The sequence below is a fragment of the Pseudoxanthomonas sp. GW835-FHT14C01 genome, from assembly GCF_058793715.1.
Genome location: NZ_JBXAGB010000001.1, coordinates 99463 through 120256, shown reverse-complemented (window position 1 = coordinate 120256; position 20794 = coordinate 99463). Strand labels below are relative to the sequence as shown.

Sequence of the window (20794 nt, the reverse complement as noted above, 5' to 3'; positions counted from 1 at the left end):
CCCGCCTGCATGCCGCTCTACCGCTACAAGGCCCTCAACGCGCACGGTGAAATGCTGGACGGCCAGATGGAGGCCGCCAGCGATGCCGAAGTCGTGGCGCGCCTGCAGGAGCAGGGACACCTGCCGGTCGAAGCCGCGCTCGCCGCGGCCGGTGGGGGGCGCAGCCTGGTGCAGCTGTGGCGGCCGAACGCGTTCGCCGGCGACCGGTTGGTGCAGTTCACCCAGCAGCTGGCCACGCTGTTGAGCGCAGGCCAACCCCTGGACCGCGCACTGGGCATCCTGCTCGACCTGCCGGAAGACGAGAAGGCGCGGCGCGTCATCACCGACATCCGCGACGCCGTGCGCGGCGGCGCACCGTTGTCCACGGCGCTGGACCGGCAGCATGGCCTGTTCTCGCGGCTGTACATCAACATGGTGCGCGCCGGCGAAGCGGGCGGCAGCCTGCACGACACGCTGCAGCGGCTGGGCGATTACCTGGAGCGCAGTCGCGCCCTGAAGGGCCGCGTGGTCAATGCGCTGGTGTATCCGGCGATCCTGCTGGTCGTGGTCGGTTTCGCGCTGTTGTTCCTGCTCGGTTACGTGGTGCCCCAGTTCGCGGTGATGTACGAGAGCCTGGATGTGGCGCTGCCGTGGTTCACGCGCGGGGTGCTGTGGGTGGGCGCGTTCGTGCGCGACTTCTGGTACGTACTGATCGCGGTGCCGCTGCTCGCGGTGCTGTGGTTCGATCGTCGCCGTCGCGATCCCGCATTCCGCCATCGCCTGGATACCTGGTTGCTGGGCCGTCCGCTGGTCGGTCCGCTGCTGGCCCGCCTGGAGACCGCCCGCCTGGCGCGTACCCTGGGCACGCTGCTGAAGAACGGCGTCCCCTTGCTGACCGCGCTGGGCATCGCGCGCAACGTGCTGGGCAACCGCGCGCTGGCGGCGGACGTGGATGCCGCCGCGGATGACGTGAAGAACGGCCATGGCCTGTCGGCCTCGCTCGGCAAGGGCAAGCGTTTCCCGCGGCTGGCCCTGCAGATGATCCAGGTGGGCGAGGAGTCGGGCGCCCTGGACGGCATGCTGCTGAAGACCGCAGAGACCTTCGAGCAGGAAACCGCTCAGGTGCTGGACCGTATGCTGGCCGCTCTCGTTCCCGCCATCACCCTGATCCTGGCGGCGGTGGTCGGGGTCGTCATCGTCGCCGTGCTGGTCCCCCTGTACGATCTGACCGGCGCCATCAACTGAGAATCACCGGAGAGTCCACCACCATGTCCCGCACGCGCCCGATGACTGCGTTCCACTCCCCGCGTTCCCAGCAGGGTTTCAGCCTGCTCGAGATCATCATCGTGCTGGTGCTGATCGGCGGCATCCTGGTGCTGGTGGGCAGCCGCGTGATGGGCGGCGCCGACAGCGGCAAGGTCAAGCTGGCGCAGTCGCAGGTACAGACGCTGGCCGGCAAGATCGAGGCGTACCAGCTGGACACCGGCCGCTATCCCGCGCAGCTGTCCGACCTGGTGGCGAACCCCGGCAATGCGACCGGCTGGCTGGGTCCCTACGCGAAGGAAAGCGAGTTGCAGGATCCGTGGAAGAACCCGATCGAGTACCGCATCCCCGGCGAGGCGCAGCGCTTCGACCTGATCAGCCTCGGCGCCGATGGGAAGGTCGGCGGCGACAGCGTGAACGCGGACATCAAGAACGAATAACCGCGACGTCCGTCGTCGTGGCCCGTCGCGTCGCCTCCGCGCACCTGCCCGTCTCGGGGCCTGGCGTCGCGCGCATGCGCACGGCCGGTTTTACGCTGCTGGAGACCCTGCTGGTGCTGGTCCTGATCGCGGCGGCGGGGATACTCGCGACGATGGTGTTCACCGGCGGCATGGACGGCATGCGGCTGCGCTCGGAGTCCAAGGAGATCGCCGCGCAGTTGCGTTACACGCGGGCGCGCGCCATCGCGACCGGGCAGCCGCAGGCGTTCCGCATCGATCCGCGTGCGCATGCATGGGAAGCCGCCGGCGACCGCCGTGGCGAGATCGACGGGTCGCTGTCGGTCCGCTTCACCGGGGTGCGCGAGGCGCAGCTGCGGGCGGGCGAAGGTGTGGTGCTGTTCTTTCCGGATGGCGGTTCGACCGGCGGGCGCGTCACACTGTCCGCCGGCGCCGCGGCGTGGAGCATCGACGTGGGTTGGCTGACGGGCGAAACCCGGTTGCTGCGCGACGAGGTGCGGACGCCATGACGCCGCCGGCCTTACGCCACCAGCGCGGCTTCACCTTGCTGGAGGTCATCGTCGCCTTCGCGCTGCTGGCGCTCGCATTGACCCTGTTGCTCGGATCGCTGTCAAGCGCGAGCCGGCAGGTGCGGGAATCGGCGGACAGCAGTCGCGCGACCCTGCATGCGCAGTCGTTGCTGGCGCAACTGGGGGCGGGCGAGGTGCTGCAGCCGGGGCGGCAGGAAGGGGGTTTCGACGGCGATCGCTATCGCTGGCAACTCGACGTCGCGCCGTTCGCCGATCCGCTCGCGGCGCGTGCGCAGCTCGATCCCGGTGCGCCGCAACTGCTCGACGTGCGCCTGGTGGTGCGGTGGGGCGACGCGCGCGGGCAGTCGATGCAGTGGCGCACGCTGCGGCTGGCGCCCCGCGACGTCAACCAGGCGGCGGTGCCGTGATGCATGCGCGCGCCCGTGGCTTCACCCTGATCGAAGTGCTGGTGGCGCTGGTGCTGATGGCCGCCGGTCTGGCGCTGGCCTTCGCCACGCTGCGGTCGTCCACGGCCGTGGTCGGTCGTGGCGAGGACATGGCGCTGGCCAGCGAGCGCATGCGTGCGGTGCACGGTTACCTGCGCGCGCGGTTGGCGTCGGCGCAGCCGATCGTGTTCGCCACCGACCGCGGCACGCTGCGGCAGGCGCGCTTCATCGGTACGCCGCAGCGCATGCGTTTCGTCGCGGACCTGCCGGACTACCTCGGTTTCGGCGGCCCTTATCTGCACGATGTGGTGGCGGACGATCGGGGGCGCCTGCAGGTCGCGTTCGCGGTCGCGCGGCCGGATGCGTCGCTGGAGGATGTCGACCTCGCCGCCCGCGGTCAGCGCGCCGAACGGCTCGCCGACGGCCTGCGCGTGGTGCGCTTCCGCTACCGCGGCCTGGATGCCGACAACCGGCTCGGTCCGTGGCAGGACCGCTGGGAAACGTCGGAGATGCTGCCGCTGCAGGTGAAGGTGGAAATGGACACGGTGCAGGGCGGTCGCTGGCCTGACCTGGTGGTGACGCTGGCGCGCAGCGAGGGCGGCGCGGGTGGCGGCCTGCTGCCGGGCGGCACGAATCCGGTGCTGCCATGACGCGCGCGCGCGGTGCCGCCCTGTTGCTGGTGTTGTGGCTGGTGGCGCTGCTGACCGCACTGGTCGGTGCCTATGCGCTGACCGCCCGCACGGAGGCGCTGCAGGGGCGGGTGGGCAGCCGGGGCGCCGTGGCGCAGGAGATCGCGCGCGCCGGCATCGAGTACGCGCTGGTGCGCGTGGCCGATCGCAACCCGGAAACGCACTGGCAACCGGACGGCCGGCCCTACGCGTGGCGCTTCGACGGGCAGGAGGTGCAGGTGCGCATCGTCGACGAAACCGGCAAGGTCGACCTCAACCAGGCCGACGTGCCGTTGCTGTCGCGATTGATGCAGGCGCTCGGACAGCCCGTCGACGTCAGCGACCGGCTCGCCGCGGCCATCGTCGACTGGCGCGATGCCGACAACCTCAGCCAGCCGGTGGGCGGTGCCGAGGACGGCGACTATGCGGCGGCGGGGCGCGACTACGGCGCCAAGGACGCACCGTTCGAAACCATCGCCGAAGTCGAGCAGGTGCTGGGCATGACGCCGGACCTGTATGCGCGGATGGCCCCGTTCCTGACCCTGTACTCGGGGCGTGGGCAGCCGGATGCGAGCTATGCGCAGGGTCCGGTGCTCGAAGCGATGGGTGTGGATGCGGCCGCATGGCTGGCGCAGCGCACGGCCACCGGCGTTGCCGGGAGTCCCCAGCTCGTCGGCGCGGGGAGCGGCACGTATAGTATCGAGAGCCGTGCGCGGCTGGCCGATGGCCGCGAGGCGTCGCTGAGGACGGTGGTGCGCGCGGGGTCCAGCCCGGTGCCGGGCTCGGCCTATACCTTGTTGCGCTGGGAGGAGGGAGCGTCACCACAATGAGCGGCGTACGCGACACCTTGCAGCGGTTCCGGGCACGGCTCGGCCCCGGCCCACGCAGTTTCCTGGCGTGGTGGGGACAGGCGCTGGCGACCTGGCTGCCGGCGCGCTGGCGCGTGCTGCTCGGCCTGACCGGCGACCGCCTCCTGTTCCAGCGGCAGGACGACGAGATCGAGATGACGTGGCTGGACGGCGCGCAGCGGCATCCGCTCGCACGGTTGCCGGCCACCGTGACTGCCGATGACCTGCAGGCGCTGCTCGGCAGCCGCCTCGCCGGCTTGCCGCGCTGGTGGCTGTTGCCGGCGGGCATGGCGTTGCGCCGGCGGCTCCTGCTGCCCGCGGCGGCGGCGGATCGCCTGCGCGATGTGCTGACGTTCGAACTCGACCGGCAGACGCCGTTCGCGGCGAACGAGGCCTGCTTCGACGCGCGTGTCCTCGGGGTGCGCGCGGACGGCCAGCTCGATGTCGAACTGGCGGTGGTGCCCAACGCGGCGTTCGCCGCCGGGCTGTCCCGCCTGGGCGGACTGGCGGACGGCATGGCGGGCGCGGATGTGGAAGACGCCGACGGCACGGTCCTCGGCCTGAACCTGCTGCCGGAGGCCGCGCGCGTGGCCCGGCAGGCCCCGCAGCGCGGCCTGCACCTGGCGCTGGCGGCGGTGGCGGTCGTGGCGCTCGTGTTCGCCGCATGGGCGGTGCTCGACAACCGGCGCGCGGCGGCCGATGCGTTCGCGGCGCAGGTTGACAGCCGCGCCGACGCGGCGCGCCAGGTGGCCACGCAACGCCAGCAGCTCATCGACCTGGTCAACGGCACCAATGTCCTCAACCAGACCAGCGCCCGTCGTCCCACCGCGCTGGAAGTGATGGACGACGTCACCCGGCGCCTCCCCGACAACACCTACCTCGAGAAGCTCGCCATCGAAGGCGACCGGCTGACGCTGATCGGCTTCAGCCCGGAAGCCTCGGGGCTGGTGGCCCGCCTGCAGGGCTCGCCGCTGTGGCGCAATCCTGCATTGAGCGGCGCGCTGCAGCCGGATCCCCGGACGCGCATGGACCGCTTCACCCTGACCGCCGAACTGCTGGGCAAGCAGGATCCGTCCGCCAACCCGCAGGGAGGCGCCAATGCCGCTGGCCGTGACTGACCGCGACCGCTGGCTCGCGCTGGCGCTGCTGCTGGCGGCGCTGCTGCTGGGCTACTTCCTGCTCGTGCATCCGTGGTGGACGGTTCCCATGCAGTCGGTCGGTGCGCGCGTGGACGAATTGCGCGAACGCGAGTTGCGCATCCGCACGCAGCTGCAGCAGGCGCCGCAGGTGCAGCGCGAACTCGCGGCCGCCCTCGCGCAACAGGCGCAGCGTCCGGGCTTCCTGCCGGAAGCGACGGTGGAGCTCGCCACGGCCGGGCTGGTGCAGCGGCTGGAAGCCGTCGTCAAACAGGCCAGCCCCGGCAACCGCAGCTGCGCCATCGCCAACCAGTCGCCGCTGGCGGTCGCCGGTCGCGAGATCTATCCGCGCGTGATCGTGCAGGTGCGGCTGCGTTGCGGAACGCCCGAACTCGCGTCGGTGTTGCACCAGATCGAGTCCGGCAGCCCGCGCCTGTTCGTCGAGAACCTCAACATCCTGCCGCAGCGGTACGCCTTCCAGGCCAGCGAAAGCGGCACGGGCGGACTGGACGTCAACTTCGACCTGTACGGCTATCTCAAGCCGTCCCCCGGCGCGACCCAGGAGCCCACCGGTGCGCGCTGATGCCTGGAACGTGCGCACCTGGCTGCTCGCGGTGGTGGCGGGCTGGGCCGTGCTGGCCGCGGTGATGGCGGTGTTCGGACTGGGCGGCCGCATCACGCCGCTGCCCGCCGATCCTGCGCTGGTGCAGGCGCTGCCTCGCCTGCCCGCCACGCCGCCGGAACGCCTGGGGGCGCTCGACCGATACGCGGACGTGGCCGCCCGCCCGATGTTCGCCGAGGACCGTCGTCCCAAGCCGTATTTCCTGTCCGGCGAAGAATCCGCAGCGCCGGCGTTCGACCTGGTGTTGACCAGCGTGCTCATCACGCCGTCGCTGGAACTGGCGATCGTGCAGCCCGCGCAGGGCGGGGAAGGCCTGCGGGTGAAAGTGGGCGAGTCGCCGGCGGGCTTCCCCGGCTGGCGGTTGGCGGACCTGGATCCGCGGCGGGCCGTGTTCGACGGGCCCGAAGGTCGCCGCGAACTGGAACTGCGCGTCTTCGACGGTACCGGCGGACAGCCGCCGACGCAGGTCATCGGCACGCCGCCGGCCGTGCCGCCGGCGGCGGCGGCGGTCGCACCGCCGGCGATGATGCCGGGCGGGCGGACGACCGGTGGCAACAACGCCCCGTCGGCCACGCCGACCGTGGCGTCGCCCACCGCGCCCGTGCAGGTGCCCGCCCCGGTCGCCATGCCAGCCCCGTCGGGCACCGCGCCGGCCGCTTCCGCCGCGCCCGCCGCCACGGTGGACGAACAGATGGAAGCCATCCGCCAGCGCATCGAGCAGCGCCGCGCGCAGCTGCGCCAGCAGCAGGCGCAACCCACCACGCCGCCGGCAACGCCCGGCAAGACACAGTAGAGTGCCGGCATGACGTTACGTGCGATCCTGTTTTCCCTTTGCCTGGGCCTGCTGGCCGGCTGCGCCAGCGCGCCGTCGCCCGACGTGCGCCGTACCTCGCCAGGCGCGGGCGCGGTGACGCCCGGCAGTGCGCAGACCGATCCACTGAAGGACAGCGAAGCGCCGGTAACCGGACCGCAGGCGCAGATCCGTCGCGGCAACGGGCAGATGATCAACCGCAGTGCGGCTGCCGCGCCGGTGCCTTCGCTCGGCGGCGCCAGCAGCGGTTCGGCCACCTTCAACTTCGAAGGCGAATCCGTCCATGCCGTCGTCAAGGCGATCCTCGGCGACATGCTCGGACAGAACTACGTCATCGCGCCCGGTGTGCAGGGCACGGTCACGTTGGGCACACCGAAACCGGTGTCGCCCGCCGAGGCGCTGAACCTGCTGGAGATGGTGCTGGGCTGGAACAACGCCCGACTGGTCTACAGCGGCGGGCGCTACAACATCATCCCCGCCGACCAGGCGCTGGCCGGCAGCGTGGCGCCGCGCACCGGTCCGGCCTCCAGTGCGCGCGGCTACGAAGTGCGCGTGGTGCCCCTGCGCTTCATCTCCGCCAGCGAGATGAAGAAGGTCCTGGAGCCGTATGCGCGGCCGAACGCGATCGTCAACGTCGACGGCACCCGCAACGTGATCACGCTCGCGGGCACGCGGACCGAACTGGAGAACTACCTGCGGACGGTGGAGATCTTCGACGTCGACTGGCTGTCCGGCATGTCGGTGGGCGTGTTCCCGCTGCAGACCGGCCGCGCCACACGCGTGGTCGCGGACCTGGAAAAAGTGTTCGGCAACGACAGCAAGACGCCGAGCGCCGGCATGTTCCGCTTCATGCCGCTGGAAGGCGCGAACGCGGTGCTGGTGATCACGCCGCAGGCGGCCTACCTGGACCAGATTCAGCAGTGGCTGGAGCGCATCGATGGCGCAGGCGAGGGCAGCCGGCTGTTCTCGTACGAGTTGAAGTACATCAAGGCGCGCGAACTCGCGCAGCGGCTGGCCGAGGTCTTCGGCTCGTCGGGTGGAAGCAGCGGCGGCGACGGCCGCTCCAGCGGCGGCCCCGGCAATGTATCGCTGATGCCCGGCACGGACCCCGTGCAGATCAACGACGGCGGCATGAACAGCACCGGCGGCAGTGTCGATTTCGGCGGCGGCAACAGCGGCAGCGGTTCGAGCGGCGGAGGCCTCGGCAGCGGCACGCTGTCGCTCAACCAGCGCGACGGCGGCAATGGCGCGGTCACGCTGGAGGTCGACGGCAACCGCGTCGGCGTTGCGGCCGTGGAAGAGACCAACACGCTGCTGGTGCGCGCCAGTCCCAGCGCCTGGCGGTCGATCCGCGAAGTGGTCGAGAAGCTCGACGTGATGCCGATGCAGGTGCACATCGAAGCGCAGGTCGCCGAGGTGTCGCTGACCGGCGACCTGAGCTATGGCGTCAGCTGGTTCCTCGAGCGCGCGATGACCGACAACGGACTGGGTCCGTTCGCAGCGCCGGGCGCTGGAGGCCCCAGCAAGTGGAGCACGCTGGCCGGCAGCATCGGCGGCGTGGGCGGTGCGGGCGCCGTGTGGACGCTCGTCAAGAACGATGCGGCCGCCGTCATCACCGCGCTGGACGAAGTGAGCGACGTGCGCCTGCTGCAGACGCCGTCGATCTTCGTGCGCAATAACGCGGAGGCCACGCTCAACGTCGGCAGCCGCATTCCGATCTCGTCGGTCACCGTCAATCCCGGCCTGGGCGGCGACAGCACCTACAGCCAGGTGCAGTACCTCGATACCGGCATCATCCTCAAGGTGCGTCCGCGCGTGACCAAGGACGGCATCGTGTTCATGGAGATCGTGCAGGAAGTCAGCACGCCCGGCGACGTGCCGGACGAGAACGGCAACGTGCGCATCAACAACCGCCGCTTCAAGACCGAAGCCGCCGTGCAGGCGGGCAACACGGTCATGCTGGCGGGCCTGATCAGCGACACCGCGACGAACGGTTCCGCCGGCATTCCCGGGCTGAGCCGCATCCCGATCATCGGCGGCCTGTTCGGCAGGAAGACCACCAGCTCCGAGCGCAGCGAGGTGATCGTGCTGCTGACGCCGACCATCGTCGCCAACCCGCAGGAAGCGAACGACCTGACCGACGAGTACGGCAAGCGTTTCCGCGCGCTGGAACCCCTGCAGGCGCCGCGTTCCAAGTGACGCCGCCGTCCGCATCGTCGCCCCTGCCCATCGTCCTGTTGCCGATCGGCAGCGACGACGACGCGCTCGATGCCTGTCTCGGCGCACTCGACGCCGGCACGCCCGCCGGCACGCGCCTGTGGCTGGCCGACGACGCGCAGGCCGGTCCGCGCGGACTCGCCATCATCGAGCGTTGGCTGGCGCGCACGCCGCTGCAGGCGGATTACACCCGGCGCCCGCGCATGCTGGGCGAGGTCGCGCACGTCGAGCAGATGCTGGCGGCCTGCGGCGATGCCGACGTGGTCGTCCTCGCGCCGGATGCGCAACCCTTGCCCGGTTGGCTGCAACAGCTCGCCGCGTGCTTCGCCCGCGACGCGTCGATCGCCACCGCGACGCCGTGGTGCAATGCCGGCGAAGCCGCGGCGTGGCCACGGCTCGGCGAGGTCGGCCCGCCGCCGGCCGACGCCGAACGCATCGCGCAGGCCTGCGCGGCGATGTCGCCGCTGCATCCCGAACTGCCGGCGGCCGTCGCGCACGCGGTCGCGCTGCGCGGCAGCGCACGCAAACGCGTCGGTGGCCTGGATGCCGCGAGTTATGCCTCGTGGTACGCCGCCCTGGTCGACCTGTCGTTGCGCCTGGCCGGACTCGGCTGGCGCAATGTGCTGTGCGAGACGGCGTTCGTCGCGCGCGGCGGCGAAGGTGGGCCAGCCGATGGCGACATGGATGCCTTGAATGCGCGCTGGCCCACCTTCACGCCGCGGCTGGCGACGTTCCTGATGGACGATCCGTTGCGCGGGCCACGCGAGCGCTTGCACGCGATGTACGCCGAAGCCGGATCACCGGAGCGCCAGCGTGACCTCTTCGGTTGAGACGTCCGGCATCGCCGCCGTCGTGGTGACGCACGAGAGTGCGTCCAGCATCGACGAGTGCCTGATGCGCCTGCGCGTGGCCCACGGCGTGCACGAGATCCGCGTGGTCGACAACGCCTCGACCGACGGCACGATGGAGATCGTTCAGCGCCACGCCTTGCAGGACGCGCGCCTGCGCTTCATCGCCAACCCGGACAATCCCGGCTTCGCGGTCGGCTGCAACCAGGGCGCACGCGACACGCAGGCCTCCTGGCTGGCGTTCGTGAATCCCGATCTGATGGTGGACGCCGATACGCTCGCCCGGCTGCGCGCGCACGCGGTCGACGCGACAGGCGACACGCTGCTGGGTGTCGACCTGGTGGACGAAAATGGGGTGCGCGATACCGCGGCGCGCCGACGCGACCCGAGGTTCGCCGCGATGCTGCGTTCGCCGGGCGCGGCGTCGAAGCTGGGTGTACCGGTCGAGGACGGCCAGGTGCTGCAGCCGGTCGACATCATTTCCGGCGCGCTGATGCTGATGCCGCGCGCACTGTTCGATCGCATCGGCGGTTTCGACGAGGGGTATCGTCTGCACGCCGAGGACATGGACCTGTGTCGCCGAGCGCGCCAGGCAGGTGCGCATGTCGCCGTCGCCAACGGCATCCGCGTCCTGCACCTCCGTGGCGTGTCGAGCCGTGCGCGACCGGTGTTCGTGGAGTGGCACAAGCACCGTGGTCTGTGGCGCTATTTCCGCAAGTTCGAGGCGGCGCAGCGGGGCATGGTCACGCGGCTGGGCGTGTTCGCGGCCATCTGGCTGCATTTCGGTGCGGTGCTGGCGAGGATCCTCCTGCGCCGGCGTTGATGCGGAAACGCTAGTCGCCCGATACCCGATGTCCGTAGCCGCGCAACGCGTGCAGCGCCACGTCCACCTGCGATGCCTGCACGAGTACATAGTCGGTGTCGAACGTGGACATCGCGAAGATGCCCACGCCGGCCGCCGCGAGCGGATCCAGTACCGCCTTCAGGATGCCGGTCAATGCGAAATCGAACGGCCCCTGCAGCTTGAACATGCGCCAGCCGCGCTGGCAGCGGACGCTGTCGGGAACATACGTTTCCTCGCAGACCAGCGACAGTTCGTCGTCGGTCCAGCCGGCGTGCCGCATGCCGGTGCCCGGCCACCAGACGGGCAGGGGCGAGGTGGGCGCCAGCCGGGCGACGGCGTAGCGCTCGGGCAGCAGGGACAGTGCCAGCGAAGGCGTGGTCATCCCGGGCGCCCGTTCCACCAGAACAGCGCGTTGACGACGACGACCACCACCACGGTGTAGACCAGCGACAGCGGGCCGCCGACGCGCCACAGCTGGCGCGAGGTGTAGTTGGCGGGACCGACGATCATCGAGATCACCGGGTTCGACGCCGTCATCAGGTTGTTGGACGCCGACAGCGCCACGATCAGCGCGAACGCGGTCGGATTGCCGCCCGCCGCCAGCGCCAGGTTGATCGCCATCGGCACCATCACGATGGTCGCGCCGACATGGCTGATCACCAGCGAGAACGCAGTCGTAAGAAGGGCGATGGCGATTTCCAGCACCCACACCGGAATGCCTTCCGGCAACCGTTCGACCGTATGCCCGGCGACCCACGCCGCGGCACCGCTGCTGTCCATCGCCCAGCCGAGCGGGATCAGCCCGGCCATCAGGAACACCGTCTTCCAGTTGATCGCGCTGTAGGCCTCGTCCATGCGCAGCACGCCGGTCAGCAGCATGCCGGCGACGCCGGTCATCAGCGTCAGCGCGACCGGCAGTTTGGAGGTCAGCGCGATGATGATGGTGATGGCGAAGATCGTCATCGCGATCTTGAACTTGTGCGGTCGCTGCTCGCCCTTCGGATAGTCGGTCACCACCACGAAGTCGCGGCTCTCGGCCGCCAGTCCCAGGTCCTGCCAGATGCTGTGGAACACCAGCATGTCGCCGGCGCGCAGCTTTTCGTCGCGCACGTTCTCGCGGATGACCTTCTTGTCGCGGTTGATCGCCAGCAGGCTGATGCCGTTCTGCTTGCGCAGGCGCAGCTCCCGCGCGGTCTTGCCGATGAACCTCGACGTCGGCGGCACCACCGCCTCGGAGATGCCGGCACGACTGGGATTGAACAGGTCGCCGAAGTGGCGAAGGCGCGAGGACATGCGCAGGAACTGGTTCTGCGCGAAATCGCTGATCTCCTGGCGCGCGCCCATCACGCCCAGCACGCTGCCTACCCATATCCGCATGTCCGCCGGCGGCGACAGCCGGGTGTCGTTGCCGGTCTGCAGCGCCAGCATCAGCGGCGCATCGTGCAGGGCTTCGGCCTCGCCCAGCGACATGCCGACCAGGGGGCTTTCCGCGCTGACCACCAGTTCGAACACATCGCCTTCGATGCCGTAGGTGTTGGCGAAGTAGCTCTCGGTGCGCGCGGGCGTCACCGCGCCGTCGCTGCCCTGCGTCTCTTCCTTGAGCTTGCGGTCGCCGTAGTAACGGAAGTACACCAGCGAGGCGATCACCAGCGCCAGGCCGATCGGCCACGGCGCGAACATGCGCAGCGGCTCCAGCGTGGCCATGCCCGAGGGCAGGTTGTTGTTGGCCGAGACGAGCAGGTCGTTGAGCAGGATCAGCGGCGAGTTGCCGACCATGGTGAACGCACCGCCCATGACGATGGCGGCGGCGATCGGCAGCAGCAGCCGCTGCATCGACAGTCCCGTGCGCGAAGACAGGCGCGACGCGACCGGCATGAACAGCGCCATCACCGACGGGTTCTGCATGAAGGAAGAATTGAGGCTGGCGATGGCGGTGGTCATCAGCAGCAGGCGCTGCTCGATGCCGTGTCCGCGCCGCAGCAGCCACGACGCCAGCCGGTTCAGTGCCCCGGTGCGGTCCAGGCCGGCGCCCAGGATCATGGTGGCGATGATGCTCATCACCGCGTTGCCGGAGAAGCCGCCGAAGATCTCCTCCGGCGCGATCAGGCCGGTGATGCCCAGCACCACCAGCACCACGAGCGCGACCAGATCGGCGCGGATGCGTTCGAACAGGAACATCGCCATCGTGAAGCCGACCAGCCCGAGGACGAGCTTCATGTCGTTGGTCAGCGTCAGCGCGTTTTCCATGTCGCGATCGGTTTCCTGGTGCGTGTTGCGGTACTACTCGCGGTCGTACAGAAGATCCCACACGCCGTGGCCGAGCTTCTGGCCGCGGGTCTCGAAATGCGTCTGCGGCCGCCAGTCGGGGCGCGGCACGCTGCCGCGCAGGCCGGCGCGGTTGGCCAGGCCCGGCGTCGCATCCAGCACGTCCCACATATGCTCGGCGTAGGCCTCCCAGTCGGTGGCGCAATGCAGGCGCCCGCCCGGGCGCAGCTTGCGTGCGATCAGCGTAGCGAACGCGGGCTGCACGAGGCGACGCTTGTTGTGGCGCTTCTTGTGCCACGGATCGGGGAAGTAGATGCGGACCTCGTCCAGCGAGGCATCGGCGACTTCGTGCTGCAGCACTTCCACGGCGTCGTGGTGGTAGATGCGCACGTGGTCGCTGCCATCCTCGGCCAGTGCGTTGAGCAGCCGTCCGACGCCCGGCGCATGCACTTCAAGGCCGAGGTAGTCGCGCGCCTTGTCGTTCGCAGCGGCGAAGCGCAGCGCCTCGCCATTGCCGAAGCCGATCTCCAGCACCCGCGGTGCGGTGCGGCCGAACACCGCGTCGTAGTCGCGCGGCGCACCGGTGTAATCCAGTCCGAAGCGCGGCCACTGCGTGTCGAACGCGCGCTGCTGCGCCTCGGTGAAACGGCCCTGGCGCAGCACGAAGCTGCGGACTTCGCGCCGGCCTTCGGTCAGGGTGAAGGGCTTGGGCGGGGTCTTGGCGCCAGGACTGGAGAACGGATCCGTCATCAGCCGATCAGGCCGTCGATCGGACTGGACGCCGAGGCGTTGCGCTTGCGCGGAATGCGGCCGGCCAGGAAGGCCTCGCGGCCGGCCTCCACGGCCTTCTTCATGGCGCTGGCCATCAGCACCGGGTGCCTGGCGCCGGCGATGGCGGTGTTCATCAGCACGCCGTCGCAGCCCAGTTCCATCGCGATGGCCGCGTCGGACGCGGTGCCGACGCCGGCATCGACCAGCACGGGCACCTTCGCGTTCTCGATGATTTCCAGCAGGTTGTACTTGTTCTGCACGCCCAGGCCGGAGCCGATCGGCGCGGCCAGCGGCATCACCGCCACGCAGCCGATCTCTTCCAAGCGGCGGGCCAGAATGGGATCGTCGCTGGTGTAGACCATCACCTGGAATCCGTCGGCCACCAGCGTCTCGGCGGCGGCCAGCGTCTGCACGACATCGGGATAGAGCGTCTTCTGGTCGCCCAGCACTTCCAGCTTCACCAGCGTGTGGCCGTCCAGCAGCTCGCGGGCCAGCCGGCAGGTGCGCACGGCGTCGGCGGCGGTATAGCAGCCGGCGGTGTTGGGCAGGATCGTGTACTTGTCGGGCGGCAGCACGTCGAGCAGGTTGGGCTCGTTGGGCGACTGGCCCAGGTTGGTGCGACGGATGGCGACGGTGACGATTTCGGCGCCGGCGGCCTCGGTGGCCAGGCGGGTTTCCTCGAAATCCTTGAACTTGCCGGTGCCGGTCAGCAGGCGGGAACGGTAGGTCTTGCCCGCGATCACCAGCGGGTCATGGGGGGCGGTGTTGGACATGCGGCGATTATCGCCCATGTGACGCCGGTGCGTCCCGCCTGCGCGGCGCTGGCGATCAGCCGCCGCCGAGCGCGTGGACGATCTCCACGCGGTCGCCGGCCCGCAGCGTGTGCTGCGCGTGCTGGCCGCGCGGGATGATCTCGCCGTTGACCTCGATGGCCACGCGGCGCTCCGCCAGGCCCTGCGACTGAAGGAGGGTGGCGATGCTGCTCTGGTCGGGCAGCGCGTGGGGCTGCCCGTTCAACTGGATGTCCATGCCGCCATTGTCGCCGATGGCATCGCTTGCCGCATTGCAGCGTGTGCGCGAGCGGGCTTGGTGGAACGATGCGCGCCATGCGCAGCCGTACGGCAGAGCCGGCGCGCAGTCCCTCATCCCTTGCCCCGGAGATTCCATGAAGCCTTCCCTTTCGCCCGTCCGTTCCCTGCTGGCCGTTGCGCTGGCGGTGGCGGCGGCCCCCGCCCTTGCGGCAGAGAGCCCGTATTCCCAGACCGTCTTCTTCGGCGACAGCCTCACCGATTCCGGGCACTTCCGCCCGGCGCTGATCCAGGCGGTCGGTCCGAACGGCGCCATCCTCGGCCGCTTCACCACCAATCCGGGCCTGGTGTGGTCCGAATACCTCGCCGAGTACTACGGTACCGGTGCCGTCAGCACCAACCAGGGCGGCACCAATTACGCCGTCGGCGGTGCCCGCGTGGGTACCAATACCTCGGGTGCGCTGGGACCGATCCCGTCGATGACCACGCAGCTGACCAGCTACCTGTCCGCCAACGGTGGCCGCGCCGATCCGAACGCGCTTTACACGGTGTGGGGCGGTGCGAACGACCTGTTCGCGGTGGTCGGCGGCGCCAACCCCACCACCACCATCGGGGGCGCGGTCACGGCCCAGGTCGGCATCATCGGTACGCTGCAGAACGCCGGTGCGCGCTACATCCTCGTCCCGACGATCCCCGACCTGGGCGTGACGCCGCAGTTCCGTGCCGGCGGTGCGACCGCGCAGGCCACCGGCACGCAACTGGCCACGACCTACAACACCTCGCTGTTCGGCGCCCTGAACACCGCCGGCCTGCGCGTGATCCCGCTGGATACCTTCACGCTGCTGCGCGAGATCGTCGCAAGCCCGGCCGAGTACGGTTTCGGCAACGTCACGGGCACGGCCTGCAATCCGCAGATCACGGCGTCTTCCGTCACCTGCAGCCCGCTCAACTACGCAACGCCGAATGCGGCCGACGTGTACGCGTTCGCCGATGGCGTTCATCCCTCGTCGAAGGCCCACGGCATCCTGTCGCAGTACGCGGCGTCCATGCTGGAAGGCCCGCGCCAGATCGCGCTGCTGCCGTACACCGCGTCGGTGCATGGCCGTGCGCGCGCCGATCGCGTGGCGTCGCACGTGGCCGGCAAGCCCGAGGCCGACGGCATGCGCTGGTGGGGCGACGTGCGCGGCGACTTCCTGCGCTATGACGACGGCAACCTGTACGACGGCGCGGGCCCGATGGGCACGTTCGGCGTGGACTGGTCGAGCGGGTCGTGGGTCTACGGTGCCTTCGCGGGCTATGGTCGCGCGAAGTACGACTTCGGCCTGCGCCGCGGCAGTTTCGACGAGTCCGACGCGACGCTCGGCGGCTTCGTCGGCTGGTATGGCGACCACCTGTGGGCGAATGCGCAGGTCAGCTACAGCTGGCTCTCGTACGACGTGGATCGCGACGTGCAGCTGGGCGGCGTGACGCGCCGGCACAGCGGCTCGCCGGACGGCACCAACCTGACCGTCGGTGCGAGCGCCGGCTACGAGTTCGGCGACGGCGCGTTCCGTCATGGCCCGGTGGTGAGCGTGGTGTCGCAAACCATCGAGATGGACGGCTACAGCGAAAGTAACGTCAGCTCGACCGCGCTGGCGTATCCGGACCAGGACTTCGACTCGCTGATCGGCAGCGCCGGCTGGCAGGTCAGCTACGCGATCAACGACCACCTGCAGCCGTACGCGCGCCTGACCGTGGACCGCGAGTTCGAGGATCCGGCGGCGGAAGTGTTCGCGCAGTCGCTGTCGATCACCGGTTCGGCGCCCTATGCGGTGCCCGGCCTGGATACGGACGACAGCTACGGCACGCTGCTACTGGGCGCGCGTACCAAGCTGTTCGGCTTGGACGCCAACCTGGGCGTGAACACCACGGTCAACCAGGGCGGCGGCACCAACACCACGGCCTTCATGACCTTGAGCGGCGGCTTCTGATTGACCACCTGCAATGCGGCGCCATGAGCTGGCGCCGCATTGCCTTGCCGCGCGCCGCGGCATAGACTCGCCCCATCGTGCGGGTGTAGTTCAATGGTAGAACTGCAGCTTCCCAAGCTGCTAGCGTGGGTTCGATTCCCATCACCCGCTCCACTCAAGACCCATCATGCTCCTAAGTGCATGAATTTGCAAGGGTTTTAGTCAAGAAAAACGACTTCTCAAGCGACCCATTTAGGTATCGTTTGAGGTATCGTTTTCGTGCCGAAGCCGCTGCTTCTTTCGCGTCCAAGCGGGCTCTATGCCCGCTTTCTTGTGCCGATGGATTTGCGCCCCGTCGTGGGGTCGCGTTTCCTCGTGCGTCCGCTCCATCTGCCTCCAGGGGACGCGGCGCGACTGGTCGCCGCATGCATGGCCGTGGCACTCTCTCATGCATTCGACGCACTGCGCAGGGGGCAGACCGTGGATTGGAAGAAGGCATTGGAAGCGGCACAGGCGGCAGGCCGGAAGGATCTCATCCTGGAAGGTCTCACTTTCTCCGACGGGACGAAAATCGATCGCGCTCGGCTGGACACGCCCGAAGATGTTGCGATGTTTTCGGCACTGGCTGAGCAGCGCCGCGCTCAAGTGAGCGCCAGCAGCGCCCGCATTGCCGCCGCCGCTGCCGCTCGTCGCTTGCGCCTGTCCATGGCAATCGCGGCACACCTGGGCGACCTGGAGGGCGCTCGGCTACATGCCAAGACCGTCCTGGAAAGCCGCCACACGCTGCGACTGTTCTCCGAAGTGGTAGGCCCATCCACGCCGGTGGCCGAACTGACCCAAGAGCACGTGCGTGCGTTTTTCGCCGCCGTGCGTTGGTGGCCTGCGAACGCGTCCAAGCGCCCCGAGTATCGGGATCTGCCGGTGCTCGAGGTCTTCGAGTTGGCGAAGAAGAACGGCGAACCGGCGCCAGCTGCGTGGACCATTGCGAAACACCGTCAGCGCTTGTCCGTGTTCTTCGTCTCGCTTGTGGCTTCCGGAGACTTGGCCACTAACCCCCTGGCCGGAGTGCGCGCCGTCGCCACGCCCGACAACGAGGACCGGGGTGCGCCGTTCTCGGACGAAGAACTGCGCGCCATTTTTGGGCCGGCGTTCGTGCCCTGGGCCTCGAAGTATCCCCATCGCTGGTTTGGCTCGATGTTGGGCCTGTTCTCCGGTGCGAGGGTCAATGAGGTGGCGCAGCTGCGAGTGGACGACGTGGAAACGGTCGACGGGGTGCCGGGCTTCTACATTCGGGCCGCGGCCAAGGGCCAGAGCGTCAAGAACAAGAACAGTCGGCGATTTGTGCCCCTGGCCCAGCCTGTTCTTGCCGCCGGGTTCCTTACGTATGTCGATGAGGTGAGAGCCGCCGGCCATGCGCAGCTGTTTCCTAACCTACCAAACAGCACAGGCCTAGGATTTGGTCGGCAGCTGTCCCGCCAGTTCTCGGCCTACATCAAGAGCCTGGGCCTTAAAGAGAAGGGGCAGGGCTTCCACGGCTTCCGCCACACCTTGGCCGACCGGCTGGACGCGGCGGGCGCGTCGGCGGCTGCCATCGGTGCGCTGACCGGTCACGCTGCAGGCCAGACAGTCCTGGAGAAGCACTACATCCACCGCAGCACGCTACCGGACCGGGTTGCAACGCTCGCGAAGTTCTTGCCGCCGGTGACGCTGCCGGCTTACACGCCTGGGCAGTTCGCGGGGGCACTGAAAGGGGTGGCGGCTACGAAGCGCAAGCGGTAGGAGAGGGGCCGTCGAAAAATTTCGCCCGTTTGCTTTTCCAGAGCATGCAAAGGCTTTTCTTGAGCAAGGAAAAGCCAGGTATTGCGGTTGCATGGGTCTGGTGTCTGCAACTGCAACAGGGATACGGAGAACGAAAGCGCCCCCTGCTTTGCCCTTCATCGCCGGGTCCGCTTCGCTCCCCCGACGATGAAGGGCAAAGTCTCCCCGGGACCTCCGCCTTAAGGGCGGTCGGGGCGACTTAGCCCCTGCTGGTTACCACCTCGAAGGTGGCCCGACAGTCGGGCACGGTGATAGATGGACTACACCGCTACGACAGGTTCACGCGGTCCAACCGCGCCGGCTCTGGGTCCTGTCACCAGGCTCTCGCCTGGCGTCTCTCCAGTGGGCTCGCCCGCTCCCCAGCCGTCGCTGGGGAATGTCATCCTAGCTTCCGTCCTTGGTCCACACCCCCTTTGGCAGTCGGATCGCGACAGGGCACACGAGCGGGGCCAGATTGAGCACTCCCCGCGCCTCTGCGACGCTTGAACTACCGGGTAGGCGCAGGTTGCAAGGCCAAACAGCGCCTATTGTCCCCCTGCTTCAAAGCCCGCTCACTCCGGTGGTGGTCAACCCAAGCCCCTCAATGGGGCGCCCGTTCCTTGTGCGCGGCCCGGTTTCACCCGGGCACCGTGCTACGGCTACCTAGGGCACCAAGGCAGTGAGAGGAGACGAGGGAAGGGGAGGGGTTGCGGTCGGGCCCTGGCTTGTTATCGTGACCCTAGGGGCCGCGCCTGGGCTCGGCAGTCATCACCTGCCTAGCTCGCCTCCGGGCTTCACTCACCCGGGGGCCTTCCCTTCAAAGTAGCTCGCCCCGGTCATCCGTCAAGGTGGCCGGGGCGTTCTCTTTTCAGTCGCAGCCAGTGCGAGCGCGCCCTCCTAGTCTTTAGTCATGACGCGCTCATTGCCCTTGCCTTTGGCACTCCAGCCAGCGAACATTGAGGATCTTTTTGCTCCCTCAATGCCCCCGCCAGTGTCCAAGAAAAACCTCGCCCAGCAGGCGGCCCAAGAACTCAAGGCCTTGGCCCCGTCGAAGGGCTTTAAGACCGTGATGGCGGATCCGCCGTGGCGCTTCCAGAACCGCACGGGGAAGATGGCCCCGGAGCACAAGCGCTTGAGCCGCTACGGCACCATGGACCTGCCGGAAATCATGGCCCTGCCGGTGTCCGAAATCGTGGCCGACACCGCGCACCTGTATCTGTGGGTGCCCAACGCGCTGCTACCCGAAGGCCTGGAAGTGATGAAGGCGTGGGGGTTCTCCTACAAGTCCAACATCGTGTGGCACAAGATCCGAAAGGACGGCGGGCCAGACGGCCGGGGGGTGGGCTTCTACTTCCGCAACGTCACCGAACTGCTGTTGTTCGGGGTGCGGGGCAAGAACGCGCGCACGCTGGACCCGGGCCGCACGCAGGTGAACTTCCTAGCAACGCAGAAGCGCGAGCACTCCCGCAAGCCCGATGAGCAATACCCGCTGATTGAGGCGTGTAGCCCTGGCCCATTCCTGGAGATGTTCGCGCGTGGCCCGCGCAAGGGCTGGAGCGTGTGGGGCAACCAGTCGGACGACTACGCGCCGACCTGGAACACCTACGCCAATCACTCGCAGGCAGACCGGAGCCCGTCGGTTAGTCCGCGCGCTGCGGCTCCAAAAGGGGAGCCGGTGCGGGCTTCTTCTTCGCCTTCGCTTTCTTCGGCACAGCGGGCGGCTCGGCGTCGGTCAAAAGGGACTTCTTGATACCGATGACCAGCAGGGGGCAGCCGCCCCCGCTGCCACCCTCCACGCGCGGCAGCAGCTTGCCCATGTGGGTGGTGCTGTTCCCGTAAGAAGAGCCGCGACCCATCGCGTCGAACACCTCTTGCAGCTCGTCGGCCCGGGTGAAGATAACCCCGACACTGACCACGCCCAAGTCAAACAACAGGCGAAAGTTGTTGAGGTCACGGTCGTAGAACGGATCCTTGTTGTTCCATTCGACCTCAAGCGCTACCCGATTTCGGAAGCAATCCACTTTGTGGGTTGGGCTGTCCCTGGTGATCTCATCAACCTTGATCTGCGTGTTGAACTTCGTCTCTACCCATCCCCGCTCGCCCAACGTGTGGTCAACCCATGCGGCGAGGTTAGAGCGGTTGCCACCGCCCACCTCAATCCAGCCCTTATAGAGCCTGAAGTCCTCCAGCATTCGCAGGATATCGGCCCACTCGTCTGGGAAGTCCGACTTGAGGATGGCGACAGCGTGCCGCCATTCGTGGAGCTCGTAGTTCGCGCGGATGAAGTCGCTAAAGTCGGTCTCGGCCATGGCCGGATCCTATTCAGCGCCGCCGC

General features: G+C 68.7%; 21 protein-coding genes and 1 tRNA gene. 16 read left to right on the top strand and 6 right to left on the bottom strand.

Annotated elements, in window-relative coordinates; genetic code table 11:
• Positions 1 to 9 precede the first annotated feature (9 nt).
• The 12 genes from xpsF (at position 10) to AC1Q5B_RS00495 (ending at position 10628) form a co-directional block, all read left to right on the top strand.
• Positions 10 to 1224: a type II secretion system protein XpsF gene (xpsF, locus tag AC1Q5B_RS00550; RefSeq protein ID WP_492629803.1), complete on the top strand. Its 1215-nt coding sequence runs from the start codon at positions 10 to 12 to the stop codon at positions 1222 to 1224.
• A 41-nt stretch (positions 1225 to 1265) separates the two neighbouring features.
• Entirely contained in the window at positions 1266 to 1682 is a 417-nt protein-coding gene (gspG, locus tag AC1Q5B_RS00545; RefSeq protein ID WP_492630924.1) for a type II secretion system major pseudopilin GspG, read from the top strand.
• 74 nt (positions 1683 to 1756) lie between these two features.
• Positions 1757 to 2209: a type II secretion system protein XpsH gene (xpsH, locus tag AC1Q5B_RS00540; protein WP_492629802.1), complete on the top strand. Its 453-nt coding sequence runs from the start codon at positions 1757 to 1759 to the stop codon at positions 2207 to 2209.
• Complete coding sequence (gene xpsI / locus AC1Q5B_RS00535; RefSeq protein ID WP_492629801.1) at positions 2206 to 2637, top strand: type II secretion system protein XpsI; 432 nt, start codon at positions 2206 to 2208, stop codon at positions 2635 to 2637. The genes xpsH and xpsI overlap by 4 nt, the downstream gene beginning before the upstream one ends.
• Positions 2637 to 3305, top strand: coding sequence for a prepilin-type N-terminal cleavage/methylation domain-containing protein (locus AC1Q5B_RS00530; protein ID WP_492629800.1), 669 nt, complete (start codon positions 2637 to 2639; stop codon positions 3303 to 3305). The genes xpsI and AC1Q5B_RS00530 overlap by 1 nt, the downstream gene beginning before the upstream one ends.
• On the top strand, positions 3302 to 4153 hold the full coding sequence (locus AC1Q5B_RS00525; RefSeq protein WP_492629799.1) for a type II secretion system minor pseudopilin: 852 nt from the start codon (positions 3302 to 3304) through the stop codon (positions 4151 to 4153). The genes AC1Q5B_RS00530 and AC1Q5B_RS00525 overlap by 4 nt, the downstream gene beginning before the upstream one ends.
• Positions 4150 to 5289 (top strand): PilN domain-containing protein, encoded by a 1140-nt coding sequence (locus AC1Q5B_RS00520; protein ID WP_492629798.1) that lies wholly within the window; start codon positions 4150 to 4152, stop codon positions 5287 to 5289. The genes AC1Q5B_RS00525 and AC1Q5B_RS00520 overlap by 4 nt, the downstream gene beginning before the upstream one ends.
• Positions 5270 to 5890: a type II secretion system protein GspM gene (gene gspM / locus AC1Q5B_RS00515; RefSeq protein ID WP_492629797.1), complete on the top strand. Its 621-nt coding sequence runs from the start codon at positions 5270 to 5272 to the stop codon at positions 5888 to 5890. Before AC1Q5B_RS00520 ends, gspM begins: the two co-directional genes overlap by 20 nt.
• A complete protein-coding gene (locus tag AC1Q5B_RS00510; RefSeq protein ID WP_492629796.1) occupies positions 5880 to 6722 on the top strand; it encodes a type II secretion system protein, XpsN-like in 843 nt (280 codons plus the stop codon). The genes gspM and AC1Q5B_RS00510 overlap by 11 nt, the downstream gene beginning before the upstream one ends.
• 9 nt (positions 6723 to 6731) lie before the next feature.
• Positions 6732 to 8939: a type II secretion system secretin GspD gene (gene gspD / locus AC1Q5B_RS00505; RefSeq protein ID WP_492629795.1), complete on the top strand. Its 2208-nt coding sequence runs from the start codon at positions 6732 to 6734 to the stop codon at positions 8937 to 8939.
• Positions 8936 to 9787: a glycosyltransferase family 2 protein gene (locus AC1Q5B_RS00500; protein ID WP_492629794.1), complete on the top strand. Its 852-nt coding sequence runs from the start codon at positions 8936 to 8938 to the stop codon at positions 9785 to 9787. The genes gspD and AC1Q5B_RS00500 overlap by 4 nt, the downstream gene beginning before the upstream one ends.
• The gene (locus tag AC1Q5B_RS00495) at positions 9771 to 10628 is read left to right on the top strand and encodes a glycosyltransferase family 2 protein (protein WP_492629793.1); all 858 of its coding nucleotides are present in this window, start codon (positions 9771 to 9773) and stop codon (positions 10626 to 10628) included. The genes AC1Q5B_RS00500 and AC1Q5B_RS00495 overlap by 17 nt, the downstream gene beginning before the upstream one ends.
• Positions 10629 to 10638: 10 nt before the next feature.
• Here AC1Q5B_RS00495 and AC1Q5B_RS00490 read toward each other — a convergent pair whose 3' ends face one another.
• Genes AC1Q5B_RS00490 through thiS form a run of 5 tightly spaced genes read right to left on the bottom strand, consistent with a single transcriptional unit; the run spans position 10639 to position 14714 of the window.
• Positions 10639 to 11031, bottom strand: a complete 393-nt coding sequence (locus AC1Q5B_RS00490; protein ID WP_492629792.1) for an ACT domain-containing protein — start codon at positions 11029 to 11031, stop codon at positions 10639 to 10641.
• On the bottom strand, positions 11028 to 12896 hold the full coding sequence (locus tag AC1Q5B_RS00485; RefSeq protein ID WP_492629791.1) for an SLC13 family permease: 1869 nt from the start codon (positions 12894 to 12896) through the stop codon (positions 11028 to 11030). The genes AC1Q5B_RS00490 and AC1Q5B_RS00485 overlap by 4 nt, the downstream gene beginning before the upstream one ends.
• Positions 12897 to 12929: 33 nt before the next feature.
• Complete coding sequence (gene trmB, locus AC1Q5B_RS00480) at positions 12930 to 13664, bottom strand: tRNA (guanosine(46)-N7)-methyltransferase TrmB (RefSeq protein WP_492629790.1); 735 nt, start codon at positions 13662 to 13664, stop codon at positions 12930 to 12932.
• Positions 13664 to 14458: a thiazole synthase gene (locus AC1Q5B_RS00475; RefSeq protein WP_492629789.1), complete on the bottom strand. Its 795-nt coding sequence runs from the start codon at positions 14456 to 14458 to the stop codon at positions 13664 to 13666. The genes trmB and AC1Q5B_RS00475 overlap by 1 nt, the downstream gene beginning before the upstream one ends.
• 55 nt (positions 14459 to 14513) lie before the next feature.
• A complete protein-coding gene (gene thiS / locus AC1Q5B_RS00470) occupies positions 14514 to 14714 on the bottom strand; it encodes a sulfur carrier protein ThiS (protein WP_492629788.1) in 201 nt (66 codons plus the stop codon).
• Positions 14715 to 14883: 169 nt separating this feature from the next.
• On the opposite strand from thiS, the gene AC1Q5B_RS00465 reads away from it, so the two are divergent.
• From AC1Q5B_RS00465 to AC1Q5B_RS00450, 4 genes are all read left to right on the top strand, one after another.
• Positions 14884 to 16683 (top strand): autotransporter domain-containing protein, encoded by a 1800-nt coding sequence (locus AC1Q5B_RS00465; protein WP_492630923.1) that lies wholly within the window; start codon positions 14884 to 14886, stop codon positions 16681 to 16683.
• A gap of 79 nt (positions 16684 to 16762) precedes the next feature.
• A tRNA-Gly gene (locus tag AC1Q5B_RS00460) sits at positions 16763 to 16836 on the top strand.
• Between the two features lie 105 nt (positions 16837 to 16941).
• Positions 16942 to 18441: a tyrosine-type recombinase/integrase gene (locus AC1Q5B_RS00455; protein WP_492629787.1), complete on the top strand. Its 1500-nt coding sequence runs from the start codon at positions 16942 to 16944 to the stop codon at positions 18439 to 18441.
• 1009 nt (positions 18442 to 19450) lie between these two features.
• The gene (locus tag AC1Q5B_RS00450) at positions 19451 to 20209 is read left to right on the top strand and encodes an MT-A70 family methyltransferase (RefSeq protein ID WP_202935632.1); all 759 of its coding nucleotides are present in this window, start codon (positions 19451 to 19453) and stop codon (positions 20207 to 20209) included.
• On the opposite strand, the gene AC1Q5B_RS00445 is transcribed toward AC1Q5B_RS00450, so the two are convergent.
• Positions 20100 to 20768, bottom strand: a complete 669-nt coding sequence (locus tag AC1Q5B_RS00445) for a BglII/BstYI family type II restriction endonuclease (RefSeq protein ID WP_162377373.1) — start codon at positions 20766 to 20768, stop codon at positions 20100 to 20102. The genes AC1Q5B_RS00450 and AC1Q5B_RS00445 overlap by 110 nt on opposite strands.
• Between the last annotated feature and the right edge of the window lie 26 nt (positions 20769 to 20794).

Coding starts and splice junctions, on each gene's coding strand:
- AC1Q5B_RS00490 (WP_492629792.1), bottom strand. CDS start 11,031: ATGACCACGCCTTCGCTGGCACTGTCCCTGCTGCCCGAGCGCTACGCC.
- trmB (WP_492629790.1), bottom strand. CDS start 13,664: ATGACGGATCCGTTCTCCAGTCCTGGCGCCAAGACCCCGCCCAAGCCC.
- AC1Q5B_RS00475 (WP_492629789.1), bottom strand. CDS start 14,458: ATGTCCAACACCGCCCCCCATGACCCGCTGGTGATCGCGGGCAAGACC.
- xpsI (WP_492629801.1), top strand. CDS start 2,206: ATGACGCCGCCGGCCTTACGCCACCAGCGCGGCTTCACCTTGCTGGAG.
- AC1Q5B_RS00525 (WP_492629799.1), top strand. CDS start 3,302: ATGACGCGCGCGCGCGGTGCCGCCCTGTTGCTGGTGTTGTGGCTGGTG.
- AC1Q5B_RS00445 (WP_162377373.1), bottom strand. CDS start 20,768: ATGGCCGAGACCGACTTTAGCGACTTCATCCGCGCGAACTACGAGCTC.
- AC1Q5B_RS00485 (WP_492629791.1), bottom strand. CDS start 12,896: ATGGAAAACGCGCTGACGCTGACCAACGACATGAAGCTCGTCCTCGGG.
- gspD (WP_492629795.1), top strand. CDS start 6,732: ATGACGTTACGTGCGATCCTGTTTTCCCTTTGCCTGGGCCTGCTGGCC.
- xpsF (WP_492629803.1), top strand. CDS start 10: ATGCCGCTCTACCGCTACAAGGCCCTCAACGCGCACGGTGAAATGCTG.
- gspM (WP_492629797.1), top strand. CDS start 5,270: ATGCCGCTGGCCGTGACTGACCGCGACCGCTGGCTCGCGCTGGCGCTG.
- AC1Q5B_RS00530 (WP_492629800.1), top strand. CDS start 2,637: ATGCATGCGCGCGCCCGTGGCTTCACCCTGATCGAAGTGCTGGTGGCG.
- AC1Q5B_RS00520 (WP_492629798.1), top strand. CDS start 4,150: ATGAGCGGCGTACGCGACACCTTGCAGCGGTTCCGGGCACGGCTCGGC.
- thiS (WP_492629788.1), bottom strand. CDS start 14,714: ATGGACATCCAGTTGAACGGGCAGCCCCACGCGCTGCCCGACCAGAGC.
- gspG (WP_492630924.1), top strand. CDS start 1,266: ATGACTGCGTTCCACTCCCCGCGTTCCCAGCAGGGTTTCAGCCTGCTC.
- xpsH (WP_492629802.1), top strand. CDS start 1,757: ATGCGCACGGCCGGTTTTACGCTGCTGGAGACCCTGCTGGTGCTGGTC.